Annotated in this window: 9 protein-coding genes and 2 other annotated features (1 of these 11 only partly in view); of the genes, 2 read left to right on the forward strand and 7 right to left on the reverse strand. The window is 43.2% G+C overall.

The features are described 5' to 3' along the window. Positions 1-104: 104 nt before the first annotated feature. Positions 105-578, reverse strand: a complete 474-nt coding sequence (locus BO225_RS06395; protein ID WP_083632120.1) for an ATP-binding cassette domain-containing protein — start codon at positions 576-578, stop codon at positions 105-107. 31 nt (positions 579-609) lie between these two features. Between BO225_RS06395 and BO225_RS12725 the strand changes: the two genes are divergently transcribed. Next, the gene (locus tag BO225_RS12725) at positions 610-750 is read left to right on the forward strand and encodes a hypothetical protein (protein WP_233120301.1); all 141 of its coding nucleotides are present in this window, start codon (positions 610-612) and stop codon (positions 748-750) included. A 14-nt stretch (positions 751-764) separates the two neighbouring features. Here the strand turns inward: BO225_RS12725 and BO225_RS06400 are convergent, their stop codons facing one another. From BO225_RS06400 to tyrS, 3 genes are all read right to left on the reverse strand, one after another. Next, the gene (locus BO225_RS06400; RefSeq protein ID WP_076341426.1) at positions 765-1085 is read right to left on the reverse strand and encodes a hypothetical protein; all 321 of its coding nucleotides are present in this window, start codon (positions 1083-1085) and stop codon (positions 765-767) included. A gap of 87 nt (positions 1086-1172) precedes the next feature. Next, positions 1173-1412 (reverse strand): hypothetical protein, encoded by a 240-nt coding sequence (locus tag BO225_RS06405; RefSeq protein WP_076341427.1) that lies wholly within the window; start codon positions 1410-1412, stop codon positions 1173-1175. A 50-nt stretch (positions 1413-1462) separates the two neighbouring features. Then, positions 1463-2701 (reverse strand): tyrosine--tRNA ligase, encoded by a 1239-nt coding sequence (gene tyrS / locus BO225_RS06410; RefSeq protein WP_076341428.1) that lies wholly within the window; start codon positions 2699-2701, stop codon positions 1463-1465. A 30-nt stretch (positions 2702-2731) separates the two neighbouring features. Beyond that, positions 2732-2924 (reverse strand) — a binding site (T-box leader). A gap of 91 nt (positions 2925-3015) precedes the next feature. On the opposite strand from tyrS, the gene BO225_RS06415 reads away from it, so the two are divergent. Beyond that, a complete protein-coding gene (locus BO225_RS06415; RefSeq protein WP_076341429.1) occupies positions 3016-3945 on the forward strand; it encodes a LacI family DNA-binding transcriptional regulator in 930 nt (309 codons plus the stop codon). Positions 3946-3978: 33 nt separating this feature from the next. On the opposite strand, the gene BO225_RS06420 is transcribed toward BO225_RS06415, so the two are convergent. From BO225_RS06420 to leuS, 3 genes are all read right to left on the reverse strand, one after another. Further along, positions 3979-5268, reverse strand: coding sequence for a patatin-like phospholipase family protein (locus tag BO225_RS06420; protein WP_076341430.1), 1290 nt, complete (start codon positions 5266-5268; stop codon positions 3979-3981). A 112-nt stretch (positions 5269-5380) separates the two neighbouring features. Further along, positions 5381-19081, reverse strand: a complete 13701-nt coding sequence (locus tag BO225_RS06425; protein WP_076341431.1) for an InlB B-repeat-containing protein — start codon at positions 19079-19081, stop codon at positions 5381-5383. Positions 19082-19271: 190 nt separating this feature from the next. Further along, the gene (leuS, locus tag BO225_RS06430; RefSeq protein WP_076341432.1) at positions 19272-21668 is read right to left on the reverse strand and encodes a leucine--tRNA ligase; all 2397 of its coding nucleotides are present in this window, start codon (positions 21666-21668) and stop codon (positions 19272-19274) included. Positions 21669-21717: 49 nt separating this feature from the next. Then, positions 21718-21837, reverse strand: a binding site (T-box leader) (it continues 74 nt past the right edge of the window).

Raw genomic sequence — 21837 nt, forward strand, 5'->3', positions numbered from 1 at the left:
TATACAACGCTTGATTAGTTTCTCGTCATATATAACACAAAACCTAGAAAAAGAGGTGATTGACGCAATAGAATACGTATCAAAGAATGTCGTTTTCTTATCGCTTAAGCGTTTATTTGCACGTCAACAACCTCGCCTTGTTCCATATGAATTATTTCATCATATAAATCGAGGTTTTCTTTAACTGGTTTATGACAGATATGGATCAACGTGATTTTCGGATCCTCGAGAAAGAAACGCTCAATTTTTTTAGTGGTTTTTGAATCCAGAGCTGAAAAGGCTTCGTCCAAAAAGAGCCACGATTTCTTTTGATAGATTACACGTGCCAATTGGATCCTTTGCATTTCTCCTCCGCTCAGCGTCTCATTGTCTTGTCGAATCAAATGGTGCGGATCCAAGTGCTCCAAATTCACTTGGAAAAGGGCGCTGTCGATTTTTTGAGAGGATAGATTTTGATTTAAAGCGATATTTTTTTCGATCGTCCAAGGAAAAAGGGATCCTTTTTGAGCGACAAAGCTAGCATCTAAAAAAATTCGGCGTGAGTTAGCCCATTGATCGTGACGGCGTTTGTGGAATATAAACCTTTAATCGTTTTGCGCAACTAAACTTTTGCCTCGGCTACAACATTGGAAAGATCTAGAAGTGGATATTTTTGTCTATCTGATGTTGATCGATCATTATGAAAATGTGCAAGATTGGCAATCTCTTTGTTTTTATCAAGCAGAAATGATCAAGTTTTTAGGGTATTAAAAATATTGAGTCCATCAACATAGATCTTGATCCCGGCTAATAAAAAAATTATCATTCATGAAATTCCACAACGCATCGTTCGACCTCATCTTTTTTCCTCCATACTGAGGATCTTGGCTGCGATAGCTTGAATCGATACAGTAATATATGAGTGTATTACCCGAATCGTCATAATCTGCGTCATACAATACGAGTTCATGAACGGCATCTTGCTTATAGCCATAAGCAGGCGCCACATTGATTGAAACAAAAACAGGATCGCCATGCTTCAAATCGGTTTTTAGACGCTCTTCAAAATAGCTTTGGCATTCGGCTCTGCTTGATTCCGTGTCCAAAGAGACGCTCTATATCCTGAATCGGTATCGGTTTTAGGTGCTTTTTCGAAAATATAAATCGAAGCTTCTCGAGCTAGATCTTCGTATTCAGTTCCCGTGATTGATTTCTTGGATCTTTTCTGGAAAAGGAAGACGGATGGACGCTTTGTCTGAATTTGACTCGAGTTCTTTTGGATCTTGACCTTCGTTATTTTTAGGCTTTTCGTTCTTGATCGTTTCCATTTTTTCAGAAGCTTTCTCGTTGGTTTGGATTTCTTCCTTCTCGTTCTGAAAGCAAGCTGGTAGAAATAGAAGACAAGTCACGATCAATATATACTTTTTCTTCATCATCATTTTTATAAAGAAAAACACAATAAAAAAAAGGCGTGTACCGCCTTTTACTCTTCAACAAGTTCGATACAATATGAATTTTTCTTTCCGCGCCGAAGGATCAGCACATTTTCCACAAATAGATCTGCATTGTCAATGATCTGATTTGGATCGGTGACTTTGATCCCGTTGATCGCGATCGAATTGCCTTTGATCCACTCTCTCGCTTCACGTTTACTTTTGGCGACTTTGGTTTCGATCATCAAGTCTTCTAATTTTTGGCCAGCCTTCGCCTGAATCTTTTCCATATCTTTGATCGCATCTTTGCGTTCTTCTTCATTGAGATCTTGCAAATTGCCTCTAAAGAGCGCGTTCGTGATCTTCAAAGCCGATTCGAGACCTTTTTCACCATGCAAGTCTTTGACGACAGCTTCCGCCAACGCTCTTTGCGCTTCTCTTCGACCGGCATCTTCTTTTGTTTTACGTTCGAGTTCTTCGATTTCCTCGACAGAAAGGAATGTGAGCTTCTTCAAATACTCGATGACTTTGCTATCTTCCGTATTGAACAAAAATTGATACAATGCGTAAGGAGACGTTTTATTCCCGTCTAGCCATACTGTTCCTGTCTCGCTTTTTCCAAATTTTGTTCCATCCGCTTTCGTGATCAGAGGCATCGTCAACCCAAAACATTTGACATCGCTTCCCTCCACTTTACGGATCAATTCAAGGCCAGATGTAATATTGCCCCATTGGTCTTGTCCTCCGATCTGCATTCGGCAATTATAAGTTTGATAAAGATGCAGAAAATCGATCGACTGCAAGATCATATAGGAAAATTCCGTATAGCTGATTCCAGAATCGAGTCTTTTTTTGACCGTTTCTTTATTGATCATATAGTTGACATTGAACAGCTTTCCATAATCGCGAAGAAAGTCGATCACTGATAGCTTTTTGATCCAATCTAAATTGTTGACCATTTGAAAGCCCCAAAGCGCCTGGATCTGCTTATGGAGCGCGTTGTAGTTGGCTTCTAAAACTTCTGGCGTGAGCATGCTTCTTTCTCCGCTCGCTTTTGGATCGCCAATAAAGCCAGTCGCCCCGCCGACAAGCATGATCGGATGATGGCCATGCTTTTCTAAACGTTTTGCCATCAAAAGAGACGAATAATGACCGATATGCAAAGAATCTGCCGTTGGATCGGTGCCAATATAAAATGTGAGCGAATCGTTGTTGATCGCGTCTTCGAGTTCTGGACTTGTCGTATTATCGATCAGCCCTCTCCATTTTAGTTCTTCAAATAAATTCATCTTTGTTTTCCTCCCAAAAAAAAAGACCGCTAAAAGGACGTCAGTCAACGCGGTACCACCTTTTTTTCCATAGATCGTTCCTATGGACCCTCAAACCTTTAACGCAGGCATACGTCGAATCGATGCTCCAAGGTGTATTCAACAGATGGTATCAAGGCTTTTCAGCACCCAGCCTCTCTCTAAAGACCCGTTTCTGTTTACTCTGTCTTTTCATAGCGTGTTCTCATTATAACGAATATTTAGAACGGATACAACCTAGTTCCAAACTAAAACGTTTTAAGTAATATGCTATACTAGTCTATGAGGTGATGGAGATGGCAACGATCAAGGATGTGGCAAAAAAAGCAGGTGTGTCGATCAGCACAGTATCGATCGTCATCAACGGCAAAGACAAGGAACGTAAGATCTCCCAAAAAACTGTGCAAAACGTATGGAACGCGATCGAAGAACTCCACTACAAACCAAATAAAAACGCGCTCCGATTAAGAAGCGCGCCTCAATCAAAAACGATCGTTCTCTTTTATAATCAAGAAATGGATCTTACGGTCTTGACGGCGTTTATAAAAGGCGTTTCGAAGCAAAGCCTAGATATAGATCTGCAGATCGTTGGCTTAAATCCACAAGACTTATCCAAATCCTTGCTGCTTGGAAAGATACTAGAAGCCGATGGTTTGATTTGTATTGGCTTCGATCAAAAAATGATCGCACTTCTTGAATCTTTTCCGATCGAAGTGCCTCTTGTCCTATTCAATCGTCAATCCGACTCGTTTTCTAGCGTCTGCATCGATGAAGAAAGCGTCTTGGATTTGATTCACTCACATTTTTCGCTGAATAATAGAACAGCTTGCATTTATTCGAAAAAAGATCCTTTTTCAGGAGCGATCGCTGAAAAAATGAAAACCAAGTATCATTGTTCTCTCTATCCTGCCGTCACTTTCGAGCCCAAAGAAGGCTATGACGCTTGTCTTCTAATTCCATTTTCAAAAGTTAGCCATCTCGTCGTGACTTCTTTTGATTTATGTTGTGGCGTGCTGAAATACTGCTCTCAATATCAGATCCAAGAAATCGAACTGCTTGTTTTATGCGATGAAGAACAAAGTCTTTTGTCCTATATTGCTCCCAATACTCGATCCATTCGGATCCCCTATTCTAAGATGGCGGTCGGATCGCTTGTTCTTGTTCAAAAGTTGATCGAAGGAGCCGTCAAAGAAGATTGGATCGCCGCCCCTCTTTTCCTAGATTAAAAGCGTAAGTCAAAATCGACCTACGCTTTTCTTTTAGAGATCTAAAATCGTTCGAAAATGCGAAATCATCCTCCACACGTTCGCGATCAAATACATCGGATAAAACTTCTGCTTGATTCCCTCAAATTCTGGAGGCAATTTGCCATGAAACGAAATCAAAGCCGAATGGAAAAAAACAATAAAATCTTGAACTCCTTTGATATCCATCTGATCATAAATTTGCGGATACGGCTGTTTGTTTGGATCTTCATTGAAATGCTCCAAATGCATCAAAATCAAACGAATAAAGTCTTTAAAGTGGTATTGACGATCTAGAGGGATCTGACAAATCAAACCTATGATCTCCAGCAATCGTCCGATGATATACTGTTCCGAATAGGCATTCTTCATCGGACATGGCACATAATGAAAGAAAAACTTATAGACATCTTCCAACATAGAATCCATCTTCGTCAATAAGCCAATTTGTCCATCGTGAACAAGATAGCTCAAGCACGCTTTTTCAAGTCGAAGCATGTATTTCCAGTCTTCATCATAAAAGGTATATAAATAGCCTGGCGCCTTGTTCAAATACTTCAATGTTTCTAAATATCCTTCCCGCATTTGCGGTGTCAAGTCTTTCCCTTCAAAATCGAGAACGGAATGCAGCTTAAGCAATGGCCGAATGAGACAATGTTCGCTAGTGATCATCGGATCAGGATCATCGGGTTCCAACAAGCTAACAACCACAAGATCTTTCGCGCCTAGATCGACACACAACTTCACCGGCAATGTTTGCTCATACCCCCCATCGGCATAATATTCCCCATCGATCTTTACGAATTGATATGCTGGAAAATACGCCGTGCTACTAAATAAAAGATCGATCACATTGTTGGCGTTCATTTGCTCTTTCGTGAAAGCGACAAGTTTGTTTTGATTCAAATTGTAAGAAAGCGTGCCAAATTCAATCGGCGAATTTTTGAATTTGTCATATTGAAAGATCGCTTTATATTGATTTTGCAGACCCGTGATATTCGGACCGTCTTTTAAAAACATCTCCATGAATTGATCAAACCCATTCGCGTGAAGCGGCTTTGTCCTGTATTGGTTTGGATAGACAAATAAATTGTTGGAGAGCTTTTCTTGCTGGAAGCTTTGGATCCATCCTTCCAAAACTTCGACGTCATCTTGCACATAGATCGCGCCAATGAGCGCGCCAATACTAACGCCCGTCACAACATCGAATGAATAGCCAAGCTCCTTCAAAGCCAAGCAGACACCGACTTCATAACTGCCACGAGAACCTCCTCCGCCTAAAACGAGTCCCCTTTTGTTTTCCATATTTAACACCTCGCTTGATACAACTATTATACGAGGTTGCAAAACAACAAGGTCATCATACGCTTGAGAAAAAAACCACAACAAAAGAGAAGGAATCCTTCTCTTTTATGCTTTATTTTTTCTTTTTGCCTTTTTTAGACAACATGCCAAGAACGCAAGTCGAAACGAACATAGAGGCGAACCAGATCGTTTGATGCGTGGCACTTGCCGTGCGGGCCGAAGAGCGATTGGATCGCTCGGTCCGTGAAGCAGGATCCCTTCTAGAAGAAACGCTTCGTTTCGGGATTTCTTTCCATACGGCGATCCATGTCATATCTTCTTGGATCATCAATGGTTCGCCTGGATCAAACGTATGGCCTTTTCCATCTTTCCATCCAATGAAACGATACCCGTCACGGATCGGCGCTTCGTGCGCCATGAAAAGCGTTCCTTTTGGATACGTGAATGTGGTTGGATCGTTCCAAGATCCGCCATTCAGATCATAGGTGATCGTGAACGTTGGCTCTTTTTCAGGATCGACTTTCTTCCACAACGCATAGAATGTTAGATCTTTAGCTTCCATCGTGACCGGCTCCTTCACTCGAAGCGATTCGAGCTCTTCGTTTTGATCCAAACCAAAAGCTTGTTCATGTTTCGATAAGCTCCAGCCAGCGAAGACTTCGTTTTCATTTCTTGTCAAATCATCCGAATTTGGAACTGTGATTTTTGTTCCTTTCTTCACGTTTGTTTGTGTCTTTTGATCGCCTCCTTTTCCACCATTGAGATCGTAGTATACCGAATATGTATCGAACACATCCGCGATCCCGTTTCGATCTAAATCGTAGCCCCATACCGCGTACACTATTTGATCTTGGTCTATGAGCTCGACTTCTTTGATCAAGTGGTTTTCCGGATCCTCATCTTCACGCGAATAGATTGGCAGCGCTTTTTCGCTCCATCCGATCCATACAACACACTTACCGTCATTCACGCTCATTGTCGGTTTCTTTTGAGAGAGCGTGATCGTATCTCCTGGCAAATGGAAGCTTCTTGACGGCATGCCGTGAGCTTTTCCGATTGAGTTCGTATTGGCGTTATAGATCAGCTGGACCATTTCCTTAAAATCGGCGACGCCATTTTGGTTCGCGTCTTGCGCCCATAAGGCATAAAGCGTCACGTTGTTGGCCGGCATCGTTAAATCCTTATCGGAAAATTTCAACTTCTCATACAATTTGCCATCCACCGCCTCTTCATGCTGCTGCAAGCTCCAGCCCACGAATACTTCATCCTCGCTTCGAACAAAGGCTTGTTGATCAAAGATCGAAACTTGTTCTCCTTTTTTGATCGGATCGACATGGGTAGGCAGCTCGCCTCGACCACCATTCAAATGATAGCTTAATGTGTATGTTTCCAAGACATCGGCGATTCCGTTTTGGTCGGTATCATAACCCCAAACCGCATATACCGTCAGATCGTGGTTTTCGAGTTTGACTTCTTGAACCAACAAAGAAGTTGGATCTTCGTCTTTTCTTTCCAGGATCGGCAGCGCTTCTTGGCTCCAGCCAATAAACTTGACTTGAATTCCATCAACCGCTTCATGGACCGGTTCTCCTTCTAGAACAATCGTAGCGCCGGGCAGACACTGTTTTCGACTTTCTGGTAAATTTTTGACCAGCCCTTCTTTGGCATTGGCATCATAGTTCAGGCGGACAAATTCTTGATGATCGGCGACGCCGTTTTCATTACGGTCGCTTGCCCAAACGGCATAGACATCATTGACATCTTCCAATACGATCTCGCTATCCAGCAATTCCTGACTGATCTTGGCATGATCTTCCAGTGTTTCGATGTCATTTTGCGGCGTCTTACTCCAGCCGACAAAGAGTGCTTTTTCTTTTTTGAAACTGTGGTTCTTGATCGTAGCGTCTTCTTTCGTTCGACCATACAAGTGTTGGGCGCTCGAAGAAAGAACCGCCTTGGTCTGAACGATATGGTGGTGTGGACAAATCACGACTTGTTCCTCATCTCCTGTATTCGAATGATAGGAAATATGGACTGCCTTTTCGGCATAATCCGGAATTCCGTTATGATCCAGGTCTTCTGCCCATAACGCATATACGATCACATCGTTGGAAGGCATCATGTACTCGTCGTTTGTCACGATCGTTTTCAATATTTCGATGTCTGGATCGACATTCACGATCAAATCGATCTTTTCTGTGCTCCATCCTGCGAAGATCGCGTCGCCTTTTTTCAGTCCTTGCGGATGTTCGAGGATGATCTTCGATCCCGCTTTGACGGTTTGCGGTGAAGGAACCGTTCCCTCTTTGCCATTGAGATCATAAGACAGAGTGTAGTCTTTTAAGAGATCGGCTTTGCCATTTCCATCTCGATCATATCCCCATAAAGCGTAGACGTGGATATCTTGACTTTCGAATGTGATCATCTGGATCGTCGAAGGCATCGGATCTTCTCGTTCAAAAATGTGATCGATCTTCTGCTGCGACCAACCAATAAACTTCACAGGAACACCATTGACATCGCTATGTTCTGGCGACTTCGCTACGAGAGTCACCCGGTCGTTTAGAATATGATTCTTGCTTGATGTCGGTAGACTTGTGACTGTACCTTCGTTTTGGGCGTTGCCTTCATAAAAGAGCGTGAAGCGTTTTTCCATATAATCGGCGATGCCATTGTGGTTGTGGTCTTTGGCCCATACGGCGTAAAGGATTTGATCATCCGGACCAACAACCCAAGCCGAACCTGGCTTTTTGATCAAATCGAGTTGCGATTTGGTCGCGTCGGCTTCGATCGCATTTTTCTCTTGAGTTTCGCTCCAGCCAACAAATACTTCATCTTCGTTTCTTGTTAGCAAGGATTCGGATGCGAGCTGGATCGCCGCTCCTTTCTTTAAGCCTGTCAAGGATTCAGGTCGTTTTCCCTTTCCTTGGTTCAAATCGTATGCAAGCGAATATGTCTCAAGCACATCGGCAATACCGTCCCGGTTGGAATCATAGCCCCACGCGGCGTAGACGGTTGCATCTTTGTCTTGCAAGGTGAGTGTATGGATTGTAGTAGGCGCTTTTTCCTCTCGCTTGAAAATATGATCTTCTTTTTGGGATGTCCAGCCAATAAAGACGATTGCGCTTTCGTTTTCGTCACGGTGCGCCATCTTTCCTTCTTCGATGAGTGGCACATTGGCTTGCGGGAAGTAGTTTTTCGTATCGACTGGCATCGAATTGTCCTTGCCGCCATTCGCGTTATAGGTTAGGTGGATCCACTCCTCATAATCTGGGATGTTGTTTTGGTTCGTGTCGATCGCCCAAACCGCATAGACATCGCTTCCGTTTGTCGTTTTCGCTTTTGTGGATAAAACGACTTGATCAAGAAGATGTAAAGATTGTTGTTTTTCTTTCGAATCGACAAGATCGATTCGTTGAGAACTCCAGCCAATAAAGACCGCGTTCTCTTTTTGGAACGTATAGTTTTTGAGGTGCTCATCCTTTTCGGTCGATCCATAGAGCGCGTTGGCGTTTTGCGCGAGTTCGGCATTCATACCATTGAGATGATGGTGCGGACAAATTACGACAAGTTCAGGCTCGCCTTCTTCCACATTGTTGGCGTGATAATATATGTGGGCTGCGTTTTGCGCGAAATCAGGTGTTCCATCATGGTCTTCGTCTTTCGCCCACACTGCATAATAGGTGACATCGTGATAAGGCATGATCGGCGTATCATCAGTCACAAGTTTTTTGAGGATCTCGATATTGCTGTCGACTTTCAAAATCGTATCGAGTTTTTCCAAGCTCCAGCCCGCAAAGACGAGATCGTCTTTTTTGAACGTTTTTTGCGGATGAAGGATCGTATACGATTCGTTAGCTCGATATTTCTTTGTTGCAAGATCAAGGCCATGGCCGCCATTAGCGTCGTATTGAACTTGATAGGTGTCGAGAATGTCGGCTCTTCCATCGTGATTGGAGTCATAGCCCCAGGCTGCATAAAGAGTTTCATCGTGATCGCTCAAGCTGATTTGATCGATCAAGTCAGGGAGCGGATCTTCTCGTTTATAGATCGTATCGGTCAACTCTTTACTCCATCCTAGGCAAACGATCGATTTTCCATCGACAGCGCTATGGGTAGGCAGTTTCTTTTCGAGCGTTACCGTTTCGCCAACGATATGGTTTGTTGAATCGGAAGGCACGTTATTGAGCACTCCTTGGTTTTGGGCGTTGCCTTCATAGTGGATGGTCAATGATTTTTCGTAAAAATCGGCGATGCCATTTCCATTGTTGTCTTGCGCCCATACCGCATAAAGCGTGATATCTTTAACAGGCATGACATAGAGTGAATTTGGAGCGAGGACCTCGGCTGATTTTTTCAAAGGATCTTTGTGTTTTTGCAGGCTCCATCCAACAAATACTTCTTTTGGATTTCGTGTGTAATCGTTCTTGGAAGAGATCGTAATGTTGGATGCTTTCGCGATATTGTTTTGTGGCTTAGGAACAATTCCCTTTCCTCCGTTGAGATCATAGGTCAAGGTGTATGTGTCGAATACGTCGGCGGTTCCATCGTTGTTGGTATCCGTTCCCCATAGGGCGTAGACTGTCTCATCTTTTTTGCCGAAGGTAAGCTCTTCGAGCGTTTGTGGCAAGGTGTCCGTTCGTTTTACGATCGAAGGATTTTGTTTCTTCGTCCATCCGATAAAGACGACTGGCGTGTCGTCGATATTTTGACAGGTTGGTTTTCCTGTCAATTGGATCGTATCTCCTGGAAGATGGATGTCTGTATCGTTTGGCATATTTTGGACATCGCTTTCTTTTGCGTTGGCTTCATAGGTCACTTTGACGTGTTCTAAGAAATCGGCTGTTCCATTGTGGTTGATGTCTTTTGCCCAAAGCGCGTAAATGTCGTTTCCTTCTTTTTGGATCGTGATCGATGATACGATTGAATATTTTTTGATCTCTTCTTCGGACGATTGGATCGATGATTCTGGTTTTATCGTTGTCCAGCCCATAAAGACAGCGTCTTCCATCGTGAACGAATGATTCTTATTCGTGTCGCTTTGGTTGAGCTTGCCATAAAGGTTCATCGCATCCGCAACGAGTTCGGCTTTTGTTCCTTCTAAGTGATGATGGGCGCACTCGAGCGTATCGCTTGTTCCATTGTTTGCATGATAGCGGACATGGTGAGCGTTTTGCCCGTAATCTGGGATCGAATCGCCATTTTGATCTTCGGCCCATACCGCGTAAAGAGTTACATTACGAGATGGCATGCTCATCGTATAGTTTGTCATGATCTGCTTAACGAGCGTTGGATCGGCTTGGGCTGAAAACGTTTGGTTGATTGGTGTTTCGCTCCAGCCGGCAAAGATGGCACCATCTTTTTTTAGCTCATTGACTTGTTGAACAATGTGTACGATATCCCCTTCATGATGCGATGAGGAGGCTGGCGCATTGCCGATTGCCCCATTTGGCGAGTAGGAAACGAGATAGAGCGCTTCATAATCGGCGACGCCATCTCCGTTTGAGTCGGTTACCCATACAGCGTAGACGTTGTTTTGGCTTCGTTTCATTTCGAGGCTCTCTACGAATTTGACCGTTTCGAGCTGCCCTTTTGTTCGGATATCTTCATGCTTTTCTAAACTCCAGCCTACAAAGAGGGCGTTTGATTTTGTAAATCCATCAGGGGCAGTTCTGAATAGTGTCGCTTCCGTTCCCACGACGTGATGGTGTGAGCAAGTGAACGTTTGATCCGTTCCATTGTTGGCGTGATAGCGGACATGAACGGCTTGATCGGCGTAGTCTGGTTTTCCATTATGATTGGAATCGATTGCCCAGACGGCATAGAAAGTTACATCGTGTGATGGCATTGTGTAGTCATCGGCGGCAATGATCGAATTGATATCGTCTGGACTAGCGTCTTCATCAAGTACTTTGTTGATCTTTTTTGTGCTCCATCCGACAAAGAGGCAATTTTGCCGAACTAGATTGGTATGATTGTGCAGAGTAAAGCTTTCTTGAGCGCGATGCGACGATGGTTGAGGAATCGTTCCTGTTCCGCCATTTGGATCGTAAGAAACGATATATGATGTATCGATGTCGGCGATACCGTCTTTGTTGGAGTCATAACCCCAGGCCGCGTAGACGGTAAGATCTTTTCCGCCAAAGCGGATCGTGTTGATCAAAGTTGGTTGTGGATCGTTGGCGCGGTAAATCGAATCGCTCTTCTTTTCGCTCCATCCAAGGAAGACGACATTGTCTATTCCATAGCTTGGTTTTTCTTGACTGAGTTCGACTTGTTCTCCAGCTACATGATTCTTGCTTGAAGCAGGCAGTCCATTGATCGTAGCGCCTGATCCATTGCCATCATAATTCAATGTCAAGGAGCGTTCTAAATAATCGGCAATGCCGTTTCTATTGATGTCTTTGGTCCATACCGCATACAATGTGGTGTCATGGTTAGGCATTTTATATGTTTTTGTGATGAGCGATGGGCGTTGATCTCCTGCGCTCAGTGGTTTGAGTTTTGTTTCGCTCCAGCCAGCGAAGACGAGTTGTGGATCGGTGTGTATCGGCTCTTTAGAAAGCGTGATCGTTTCTCCATAAAGATACGTGGATGAGGATGCTTTTATGCTTCCACCGTTCGCGTCGAACGTAAGTGTGTAAAGACTTTCGTCATAATCTGGAGTCCCGTTCTTGTTTTGATCGATGGCCCATACGGCATAGACGTCTTGATCGCTTGCTGGCATCGAATCGATTTGGGTGATGATCCCAGCAGTCTCTTTTTCAGAAAAACTCGTTACTAGTTCTTGTTTTTTCTCTTTGCTCCAGCCAATCAGGACAGCTTGATCACGAGTGAAGGTATGAGGGGCGCTCGCGTTAATGTCATCCTCGCTTCCAACAAGCTGGTCAGGTTCAAATAATGTCACAGCTTCCTTTTCAACGTGATGATGTCCGCATCGAATGACCATGCCTTTGTCGTTGTTGGAATGGTAGAGGATTGAGTAGCCGGTTTCAGTAAAATCGGCCGATCCGTTGGAGTTTTTATCTTCGGCCCATACGGCATAGACTTTATTCTCTCCATCTGTGATTTGAAGTTCGGTAATGATACCGGCTTTTTTCGCTTCAGCGGTCGTTTGAATGTTTTTTTGATGTTGGGTCTTGCTCCAGCCGATAAAGACGGCATGTTCTTTGGTAAAGCGCAAAGTGCCGTTGGAAGCGTTTTTCAATAGAGCGCATGTTTCTTTAGCAACATGTTGATGCGAGCAATTTACCGATTCATTGGCTTGTCCATTGTTCGCGTTGTATTGAACTTGATACTTTGTTTCGTTGTAGTCTGGCGTTCCGTTTTCATTTATATCCATTGCCCAGATGGCGTATAAAACAATGTTTTGTCTTGGCATGGAATAGTTAGAATTGGCTTGCAGGATCTGATTGATAGTTTCTTCTTTTGTTGACGCATCGAGAGCTTCTACAACCGGAGTTATTCCCCAGCCAACGAAAATCTCTTTAGATTTTCGCTTTAGATTTTTACCTTCTGCTAAATTAACAGAAGTTCCTTTCTTCAAATTGGAAACACGTTCCGGTCTAGTGCCAGAACCGCCATTCAAGTCATATGATAAAGTGAACGTTTCGAGAACATCAGCTTTTCCGTTCGCGTCTTCGTCATAACCCCAAACGGCATAGACAATTTGATCTGCTGGTTTCTTACCATTTGTTGATTCAGGAATCGTGATTTTTTTCTCGGTCGTAGGCGTTGTATCCGCTTCTTGATAGATTTTTTCGTCCTTCTTTGTCGTCCAGCCGATGAAAACAACTTTTTTACCGTTCACATCGGAGTGGATTGGAGTTTTAGAGAAATCCAATCCAGCCACGCTTCCTGGAAGATGAAGTGATGCGTTTGGCAAACTCGAAACAATTCCACTTTGTTGAGCATTGCCGTCATACGATACTTTGACAAGTTCAGTGTAGTCAGGAATGCCGTTTGCGTTTGTATCTTTAGCCCAGACGGCATATAACGTCACATCGGCAGCATCGATCCAGATTTTCTCACTTGTAATCAAAATACTCTTCAACTCTTCCACTTCGTTTGCGGAGAAGATTTTATTGCTTTGCGTTCGGCTCCACCCCGCGAAAACGACTTTTTGTCCATCTAAATCGTCGCGAGTCGGTTTTAGCTCATACGACACAGAAACCTGGGTTCGTTTGGAAATATTCGTTTGAGCTTCAGGTACGGATCCTTTTCCGCCATTTACGTCATACTTCAATGTATACTTTTCTAAAACATCAGCTTTTCCATTGGCATCTTCATCATAACCCCAAGCCGCGTAAACAACGAGATCTTTGGTTCCTAGTGTCGCTGCTTTGATCAATTCAGCGGAAGGATCTGAATCCGCTCTTGAATAAATTCCCTTTTTCTCCAAGGACCAGCCAAGGAATACGACTGATTTTCCATCAATCGAATCATAGATTGGTTTATCGCTGCTCAATTGAACTTTGGCTTCTGGGAAATGATGATCCGTATCGACAATGTTCCCTTTTCCACCATTTAAATCATAAGTAATATGAACCCACTCTTCATAGTCTGGGGTATCGTTGTTGTTGGAATCGAGTGCCCATACAGCATAGACATCTTTTCCGTCAGCTCCCATCGTTACTTCAGTAACCGTTTTAACACTTTGAGATGTTTCATTCGTTTCTACTAGATCATGTTTAGTTTCGCTCCAGCCTAGGAAAACAACTTCATCTTTTTCTTCATTAAAATCATAACTAACTTGTTTTCCTTCCGCATTCATACCTTGTACTATTGCGGTTGGAGTTAACCTTACGTCCGGCTCATTTGGCACATGATGGTCTAAGCACGAAATCACTTGATCTTCTTTGTCTGGTTTATTCGAATGATATTTTACGTGAACTGAATTATCGTTGTAATCGGGGCTTCCGTTCTTATTCGCGTCTTTAGCCCAGACCGCATACAGTGTGATATCCGTTGCCGGCATAGTAAAAGAATCAAAAGAATGGATTATATCTTGAATTTCTTGACTAGTGTTTTCATTTAAAACATTTGAAATCGGTACTTCGCTCCATCCTACCAACAAGGCCTCTCCTCTTTGAAGGTTCGATCCTTGTCCTAAAGCGAACTGATCGCCTTCTAAATGTTGTTCTGTTGAAGGAACCGTTCCTCCACTCTTTCCATTTCCATCGAATTGGAGCTTATAGATTTTTTTTACTTCTGCTGTGAAAATTTGATTCGAGTCGATCTTCATTTCTTTGACTTCAGAAGCAGTATATTTCTTTTCAGCTCCATCCTGATCCGTTCCGATCCAGTTTCCCGTAAACTTGTATCCTTCCTCTGGTAAAATGGCAGGAATTTTATTATCCTGTGAAAATTGTTCTCCATGCCAGACGTTTCGAGAAATAGATGTCGTCTCATCCGTACCAATATGCGCGTTTGAAGCTTTGAAAGTCACTTGATGCGGTTTCTGGAAACCAATCCAAAGGTTTCGATTTGTATCGGCTTTTCCATCTTTTCCAACTTCGATTGTTGCGGTCGCGCTCTTTCCATCATCCGAGTGGAATGTTCCATATTCTGAAGAAGTTGGAAGCGAGAATTGCATAGGATCATTGTCGTTGGCATTAGGAGATCCCGGATTGATTATACGTACCGGATACTTGTCTGCTCGACGGCCCGTCAATTCAAACTTTCCATTTACGGTTGTCGTTTCATGACTTTCATGATCGCCTTGAGCGATTCCGCTTTCATGAGGCGCTTCCACCTTGACAGGAGTAGTGTAGATTTCATCTATTCCTTCGTTATAGATCCCATTGTAGTTTTTATCCAAAAAAGTCGTTCCAGCGATGATTCCTGTTTGGAATTCGATTTGAATATGAGGAAGTGGGATATGACCGCCGTTTGTTGCTTCACCAACTGAATAAGGCGCATAACCACAAGGACCAAAATTAACGACCTTGCCAACCAACTTGTCATGGTCCACCTGTTTATAGTGAAGGAAAATCTTAATATAGGCATCTTTCGGTATAGCATTTGCCTTCTGCTCCTGAGTAGTAAGAGCGTCAAGATAATCAGGATCCACGCTAATTCGAATCATCTTCACGTCTTTCCACTCATTATCTTTGATTTCTTCGGCTGATTTATAATTATTGATGTTGTTGTAGTGGCTCGTATCGCCAATCTTAGCCTTGGAATCAACTGTCGTACTGTATTGAACACGAACTCCTTTATGAGCGTCTTCTGCAATTCTTGCCGGGCCCGTCATTTCCATATCAAAATCAAATGGATTGTCCTGAACATGACTATCCCAAAAATCTCCTTTTTTCGGAACTGGAATAAAATAATAAAACTTTTTCGCATCTTCCTCGGAAAATCCTCTTCCTGTATTATTTCGAATCGTAAAGCGCAAATCGATGTTTTCGTCACTATCCTTTAAGAAAACTTTTTCCCCTGTATTGTCAAAATTGACATAACCACTGTCTTCATGCCCTTCGGTTCGAGCGCAATCGCAATCCTTTTCATCTGGACATAATTTCGCATCAAATCCAAATGTCAATCCTTGACGTCCGGCGACAATCGACAACTTGGTATCGGAGGAGTTGATATTAAATGTACTAAAATATTCAGCAGTATCATTATCCCCATCCATATCAAAAGTATCTTGCTCTGTGTACAAATTGATCGTCGCACTTCGCGAATCATGATAAGACGGAACATTGGCATCTTTTACGCGAACACAATCCCGCATATCTAACGTCATCGCATCCGCATCTTTCGCGATTTGCATTGTAAACACCATTCGGACACGATACTGGCCTAAATCTTCTGTAAACCAACCAATCCATCCTTTTCCCTTAGTAAAAGTAATTTTATATAGATTAAAATTTCCTTTATCTTCTGGATTCGATATTTGATAATCCACATCTCTTTGAAGAACAGTCTCTGTGACCGTGCCCGTTTCGATTTCTTCTCCTGTAAGGAAAATCTCATCCGCAGTACTGCCGCTTTCTTGAATCAGCTGAAGATTTTCAATAGAAATCTTTTTAGGCAATCGGATATAAATGATTGGGCTTGTACTGATATTGATCGTTGTATATGGATAGCCCATCGCGCCAATTTCACAATCGAAATTGACGTTATTACCCGCTACCGTAGAAGAAGTACTTAAAACTGGTGTACTGACTCGTCTTTCATCCAAAGCATTTTTAATTCCCAACGGAATTCCTTCTCCTTTATTTTGAACATCGTTTTGATCGTTTTTAAAATTATCATAAATAACAATGGATGATGTAGCCTCATTGGTCGTATTTCCATCAAACTCCGCTTTATCTTCCTGATTGTCTGTCTTTGCCATTTTCAAAGTAGCAAACTCAACATTATCGCCCTCAGAAACATTTAATAGCTTTCCAAATGTCATGGCAAAGCCCGCAGGATCCAATGGTCTTCCGTTCACGTAGCTTCGATAATCGGTATCATAACTGCCTACATCTGCTATGATATTTGTAAAGTATTCTCCCTCTTCTAAACCAGCTGCTTTTGCATTGAACAATACGTATCCATTTTCGCTTCTCAACGATGAAATATCTCTTTCTTCTGAATGTTTTGTTGTTGTATATTTTATGTTCACTGTGTTTCCAATTGTGGCAGGAATACGTTGCGCTACTACACCAATTTTATCGGTATTATTATACGTAAACGTTAACGTCATTGGACTGCTCGCCTGGGTTCCTTTGTTTACAACTTGAAATCCACCTAAGTTATAAATAATATTTGAATCAACTTGATTTCCTTTATAAACACCAGGTGTAATATTATTAGCTCCCACATACATTTTTGCTCCAGTGTTAGCCGTAAAACTTTTCGCTTTAAACTCCCAGTTCGCGATTTGTTTATTACTGTCCGTATCGCTTTGTTGATCCCAATGTTCGACAGTCCCGACAATCGTAGGTTTCCCTCTTACTATTTCACTCTCTTTTGTATGAAAAGAATCATATACGTTTTCGGTGTTGCCTCGGTCTTCACCCCAATGTATCGTCGTTCCGGCAGTTGGAGCTTCAGTTTCCCAGAAAAAATATGGTGTAAAAAATTCATCCGATGGAATATAGATATTTTCCCAGGTCAAAGTCACTACCCCTTTGCCACTCTGATCTTTAGGTTTACTTACAACCGGCTGTTTAGGATCGTACAAACCCAACTGACTTTGGTTACTTGGATTGCTCACACTATATTCGGTTCTTTTATAAGAAGCGTAGACCCTTTTCCCATCACTTTTTTCGAAATATGGCAAAGAAATATCGAACGTCAATTTTTTAAAAAACATTCCTAAAGAATAGTTTTCTTTATCTGACCGAAACCAAATTTTTCGAAGTTTAAATTCCTCGTTCAAAGCCGTCGTAAATTGTGTTTTGTCATCTTTCGTGGAAATCATCGGACCGGTTTTTAAAGTTCCTGTGTTTGCGGTATTTCCACTTGTAGCATCCAAAACAACTTTCCCCGTAATGATCGGTGTACTTTCAATCTTGTCATATTGATCATCCGTTTCAACTCTTTCCATATTTTCATTAAGAGTATACGTTTTAATTTGAAGCTTGTTGTTTAAACTTGTATCGATCTTTTTATTCCATAAAGTGGTGTCTGGAGCCAAAATAATATTAAAGCTCGTGATCTGCGCGGTATGATGAAGTGAATAAACGATCGTGCCCGATCGTGGATGGTAATCTCCATATTTTCCATCGTTTTGACTTTTTAATCCCGACAAGGAGGCAGGTTCTACCCCTTCCACCTGTCCTTCCGAAGAGTTTGGAGTTGGATATTCTTTCACCACTAGGCCATCAGGAACGACGATTTCCACTTTTTTGTTTTGCAAATTTAATTCACTTTCCACCTCGATGTGCAAAGTGACTTGCTTGGTATAGTCAATCTTGAAACTGTGATTGCCGTTATCGTCATTAGTCAAAAGATCTTGTTTGACGTCATTCGCAATACCACCTCTAATTTCCGCCGTTTTGATTGCCATTTTTTTAGAGGTTGCTTCCAGTACAGAAGTCGAATCTTCATTCCCTTCCGCTAGCGTATTTTGCTTTTCTTTTTTTGATAAATCATTTTCAGTGGTTTCACCTTGATTATTCTCATCGGCAATAGCGCTACCCTCTTGCTGAGATTCATTTTCCAAGCCTTCTTTTTCTTGCTGTTCCTCTTCCTCCTGCCAGGCTTTCGCTTCCATGAAATCCTGGTAGGCGTTTGTCACCACGGTATAAAGCTTGGACAATGTTTGCTCGTCGGCTTGTCCGCTCTCCTCGATTTGCCCATCAAGCGCGTTCAGATGGCTGATTATGGCCTCTTCCTGTTTGAGCACGGCTTCCATAAAACCGTATTCGTCTTCTTCTAGCTGCGTGAGTTCATCCTCGTTCAAGGCGACGTAGGTGTCGTATGCGTGTTCTATACGCGTATAGACGGCTTGCAGTGGATCATCTTCCGCGCTTTCCTCTTTGAGGATGGCGATGATGTCTGCGATGTTCCTTTGCAAACATGTTATACAGCGGTACTGGCACGGGTTCGTGCCGCACTGATCGTTATGTTCCGGATGATGCGCACAAAGGCCTTCCGTATTTTCTCCTTCGCTCCATTCCTTTTGTTCGATTGGTTCCTCTACAGACTGTTCTTCCACGATAACAGGCTCTTCTTCGCCTTCCTGCGCCCAAACGGGTATATGAATCGTGTTGGTAACGCTCAAAAGTGCGCAAAGTGATGTGGCAAGGAGTTTTCTTCCCATCGCTATGATCACTTTCCGCTCGTCAGTTCTTTGAAGCTTTTTCTTCTTCATCTTCATAATCTCCTTTCAACCTATCCATGACTTATCTGAAAATACTTTCTTAAATTCCTTTTTTAAAATTATACTTATTTTTTTGACTTCAATCAAATTAATTTGCGTTTTTCAAGCTTTTTACTTCAATTGTATTAAAAATGTTACGACAAAAAAAGACTGCTACATTTTCTTAGCAGTCTAGATTGATTTATTTCGCGACAATATTGACAACTTTGCCTTTGACCACGATGATCTTCTTGATCTCTTTGCCCTCGATATGGCGTTTGACCGAATCCAGTCCCAGAGCCTGCTCCTTCAAGCTCTCGTCATCCGAGCCTTGCTTCGTTTCGAATTTGCCACGCACTTTGCCGTTGACCTGCACGACGATCGTCACATTCTCTTCTTTAAGAGCGTTTTCATCATACGTAGGCCAAGGCTCATACGCGATCGATTCCTTCGAATCCGTTAAATACTGCCACAACTCTTCGCCAAGATGGGGAGCGAACGCCGAAAACATCTTCACGAACCCTTCCGCATATGGACGATACAGCTTCTTGCTTTTGTAAGCTTCATTCACGAAAATCATCATCTGCGAAATCGCCGTATTGAAGTTGAGTGTATCGATATCATGCGAAACCTTCTTCACCGTCTGGTTATAGACTTTATCCAAGCTATGATCGTTGACGTCACTGATTTCAACAGCTCCATGGATCAAACGATCCACCCGGTCCAGCCATTTTCTCGTTCCGTCCAGACCCGTCGTCGACCAAGGAAGACCCGCTTCCAAAGGACCCATGAACATCTCGTAAACGCGCAAAGCATCCGCCCCATGACTTTCCACGATCTCATCCGGATTGACGACATTGCCTCTCGACTTCGACATCTTCTCGCCATTGCTTCCAAGGATCATCCCTTGATGGAACAGTTTTTGGAAAGGTTCTGGTGTAGGAAGGATTCCTTGATCATATAACACTTTATGCCAGAAACGGCTATACAACAAATGTAAGACCGCATGCTCCGCGCCACCTACATACAAATCGACCGGCAGCCAATGTTTCAATAGCTCAGGATCCCCGATCGCCTTGTCGTTATGCGGATCGATATAACGCAAATAATACCAGCAGCTGCCAGCCCATTGCGGCATCGTATTCGTCTCGCGTACGCCCTTCACACCATCGATCTCCACATGTAAGAAGTCCGGACAATTGGCCAAAGGCGATTCTCCCGTGTCCGCTGGCTTGAAGTTTTCCGTGGCAGGAAGCTCCAAAGGAAGTTCTTCAACATCGACCGTGCGCATCGTACCATCCTCCATATGGATGATCGGGATCGGCTCGCCCCAATAGCGCTGTCTAGAAAAGAGCCAGTCTCTTAACTTATATGTCGTCTTTGCTTCGCCAACACCCTTCTCTTCTAGCCACTCGATCATTTTATCGATCGCCTCTTGCTTGCCAAGACCATTCAGCCATTCCGAATTGATATGGACACCATCTTCTGTGAACGCTTCCTTTTCGATATCGCCACCCTCCAAAACAGGAATGATCGGAAGCCCAAACTCTTTCGCGAACTCATAATCCCGCGTATCGTGAGCAGGAACCGCCATGATCGCACCCGTACCATAGCTTGCAAGAACGTAATCCGAAATATAGATCGGGATCTTCTTGCCATTGACAGGATTGATCGCATAAGCGCCCGTGAATACACCCGTCTTGTCTTTGTTCAGATCCGTACGCTCCAGATCCGACTTGCTTTGGCACTCCTTTTGATACGCCTCGACTGCCTCTTTTTGCTTAGGCGTCGTGATATCGCTCACAAAAGGATGTTCCGGAGCCATGACACAATACGTCGCTCCAAACAATGTGTCGCAACGCGTCGTGAACACGGTAAACTCTTTATCGTGTCCATCGATCTTGAAGACGACATTCGCGCCCTTCGATTTACCGATCCAGTTTCGCTGCATTTCCTTTGTCGACTCAGGCCAGTCCACGAGCTCAAGATCATTCAAAAGCTGTTCGGCATAATCCGTGATCTTCAAGACCCATTGACGCATCGGCTTGCGAATGACAGGATAGCCGCCGCGCTCGCTCTTTCCATCAATGACCTCTTCGTTGGCGAGGACCGCCTTCAATTCAGGACACCAATTGACCGGGATCTCATCCACATAGGCAAGCCCCGCATTGTACAATTGAATGAAGATCCACTGCGTCCATTTATAATAGCTCGGATCGCTTGTCGCGATTTCCCGATCCCAATCGTAGCTGAACCCTAATGATTTGATCTGATCGCGAAAATGATCGATATTCTGCTGGGTGAAGATCGAAGGATGATGACCCGTCTGGATCGCGAACTGCTCAGCTGGAAGACCAAACGAATCAAACCCCATCGGATGCAGAACGTTGAAACCTTCCATTCTCTTTTTTCGCGCGATAATATCTGTCGCCGTATAGCCTTCCGGATGCCCTACATGTAATCCATTTCCGCTCGGATATGGAAACATATCCAACACATAATACTTTGGTTTGGAAAAATCCGCCGTATCGGTCTTGAACGTTTTATTGTCTTCCCAAACTTTTTGCCACTTCTTCTCAATAGTCTTGTGATCGTACATCGTATCTACCTCTATTCTCTCTAAATAAAATAAAAAAAACGCCCTTAACGATAAGGACGTTTGCACGCGGTACCACCTTACTTCTTGCCAAAAGGCAAGCACTCATTCCCTTTAACGCAAGGATCACGGTTTCCATTACGAAACAGCTCCCCGACGAGTTCAAAGCCTT

Origin of the sequence: Dubosiella newyorkensis, assembly GCF_001945605.1 — a bacterium.
Taxonomy (GTDB): Bacteria; Bacillota_I; Bacilli_A; order Erysipelotrichales; family Erysipelotrichaceae; genus Dubosiella; species Dubosiella newyorkensis.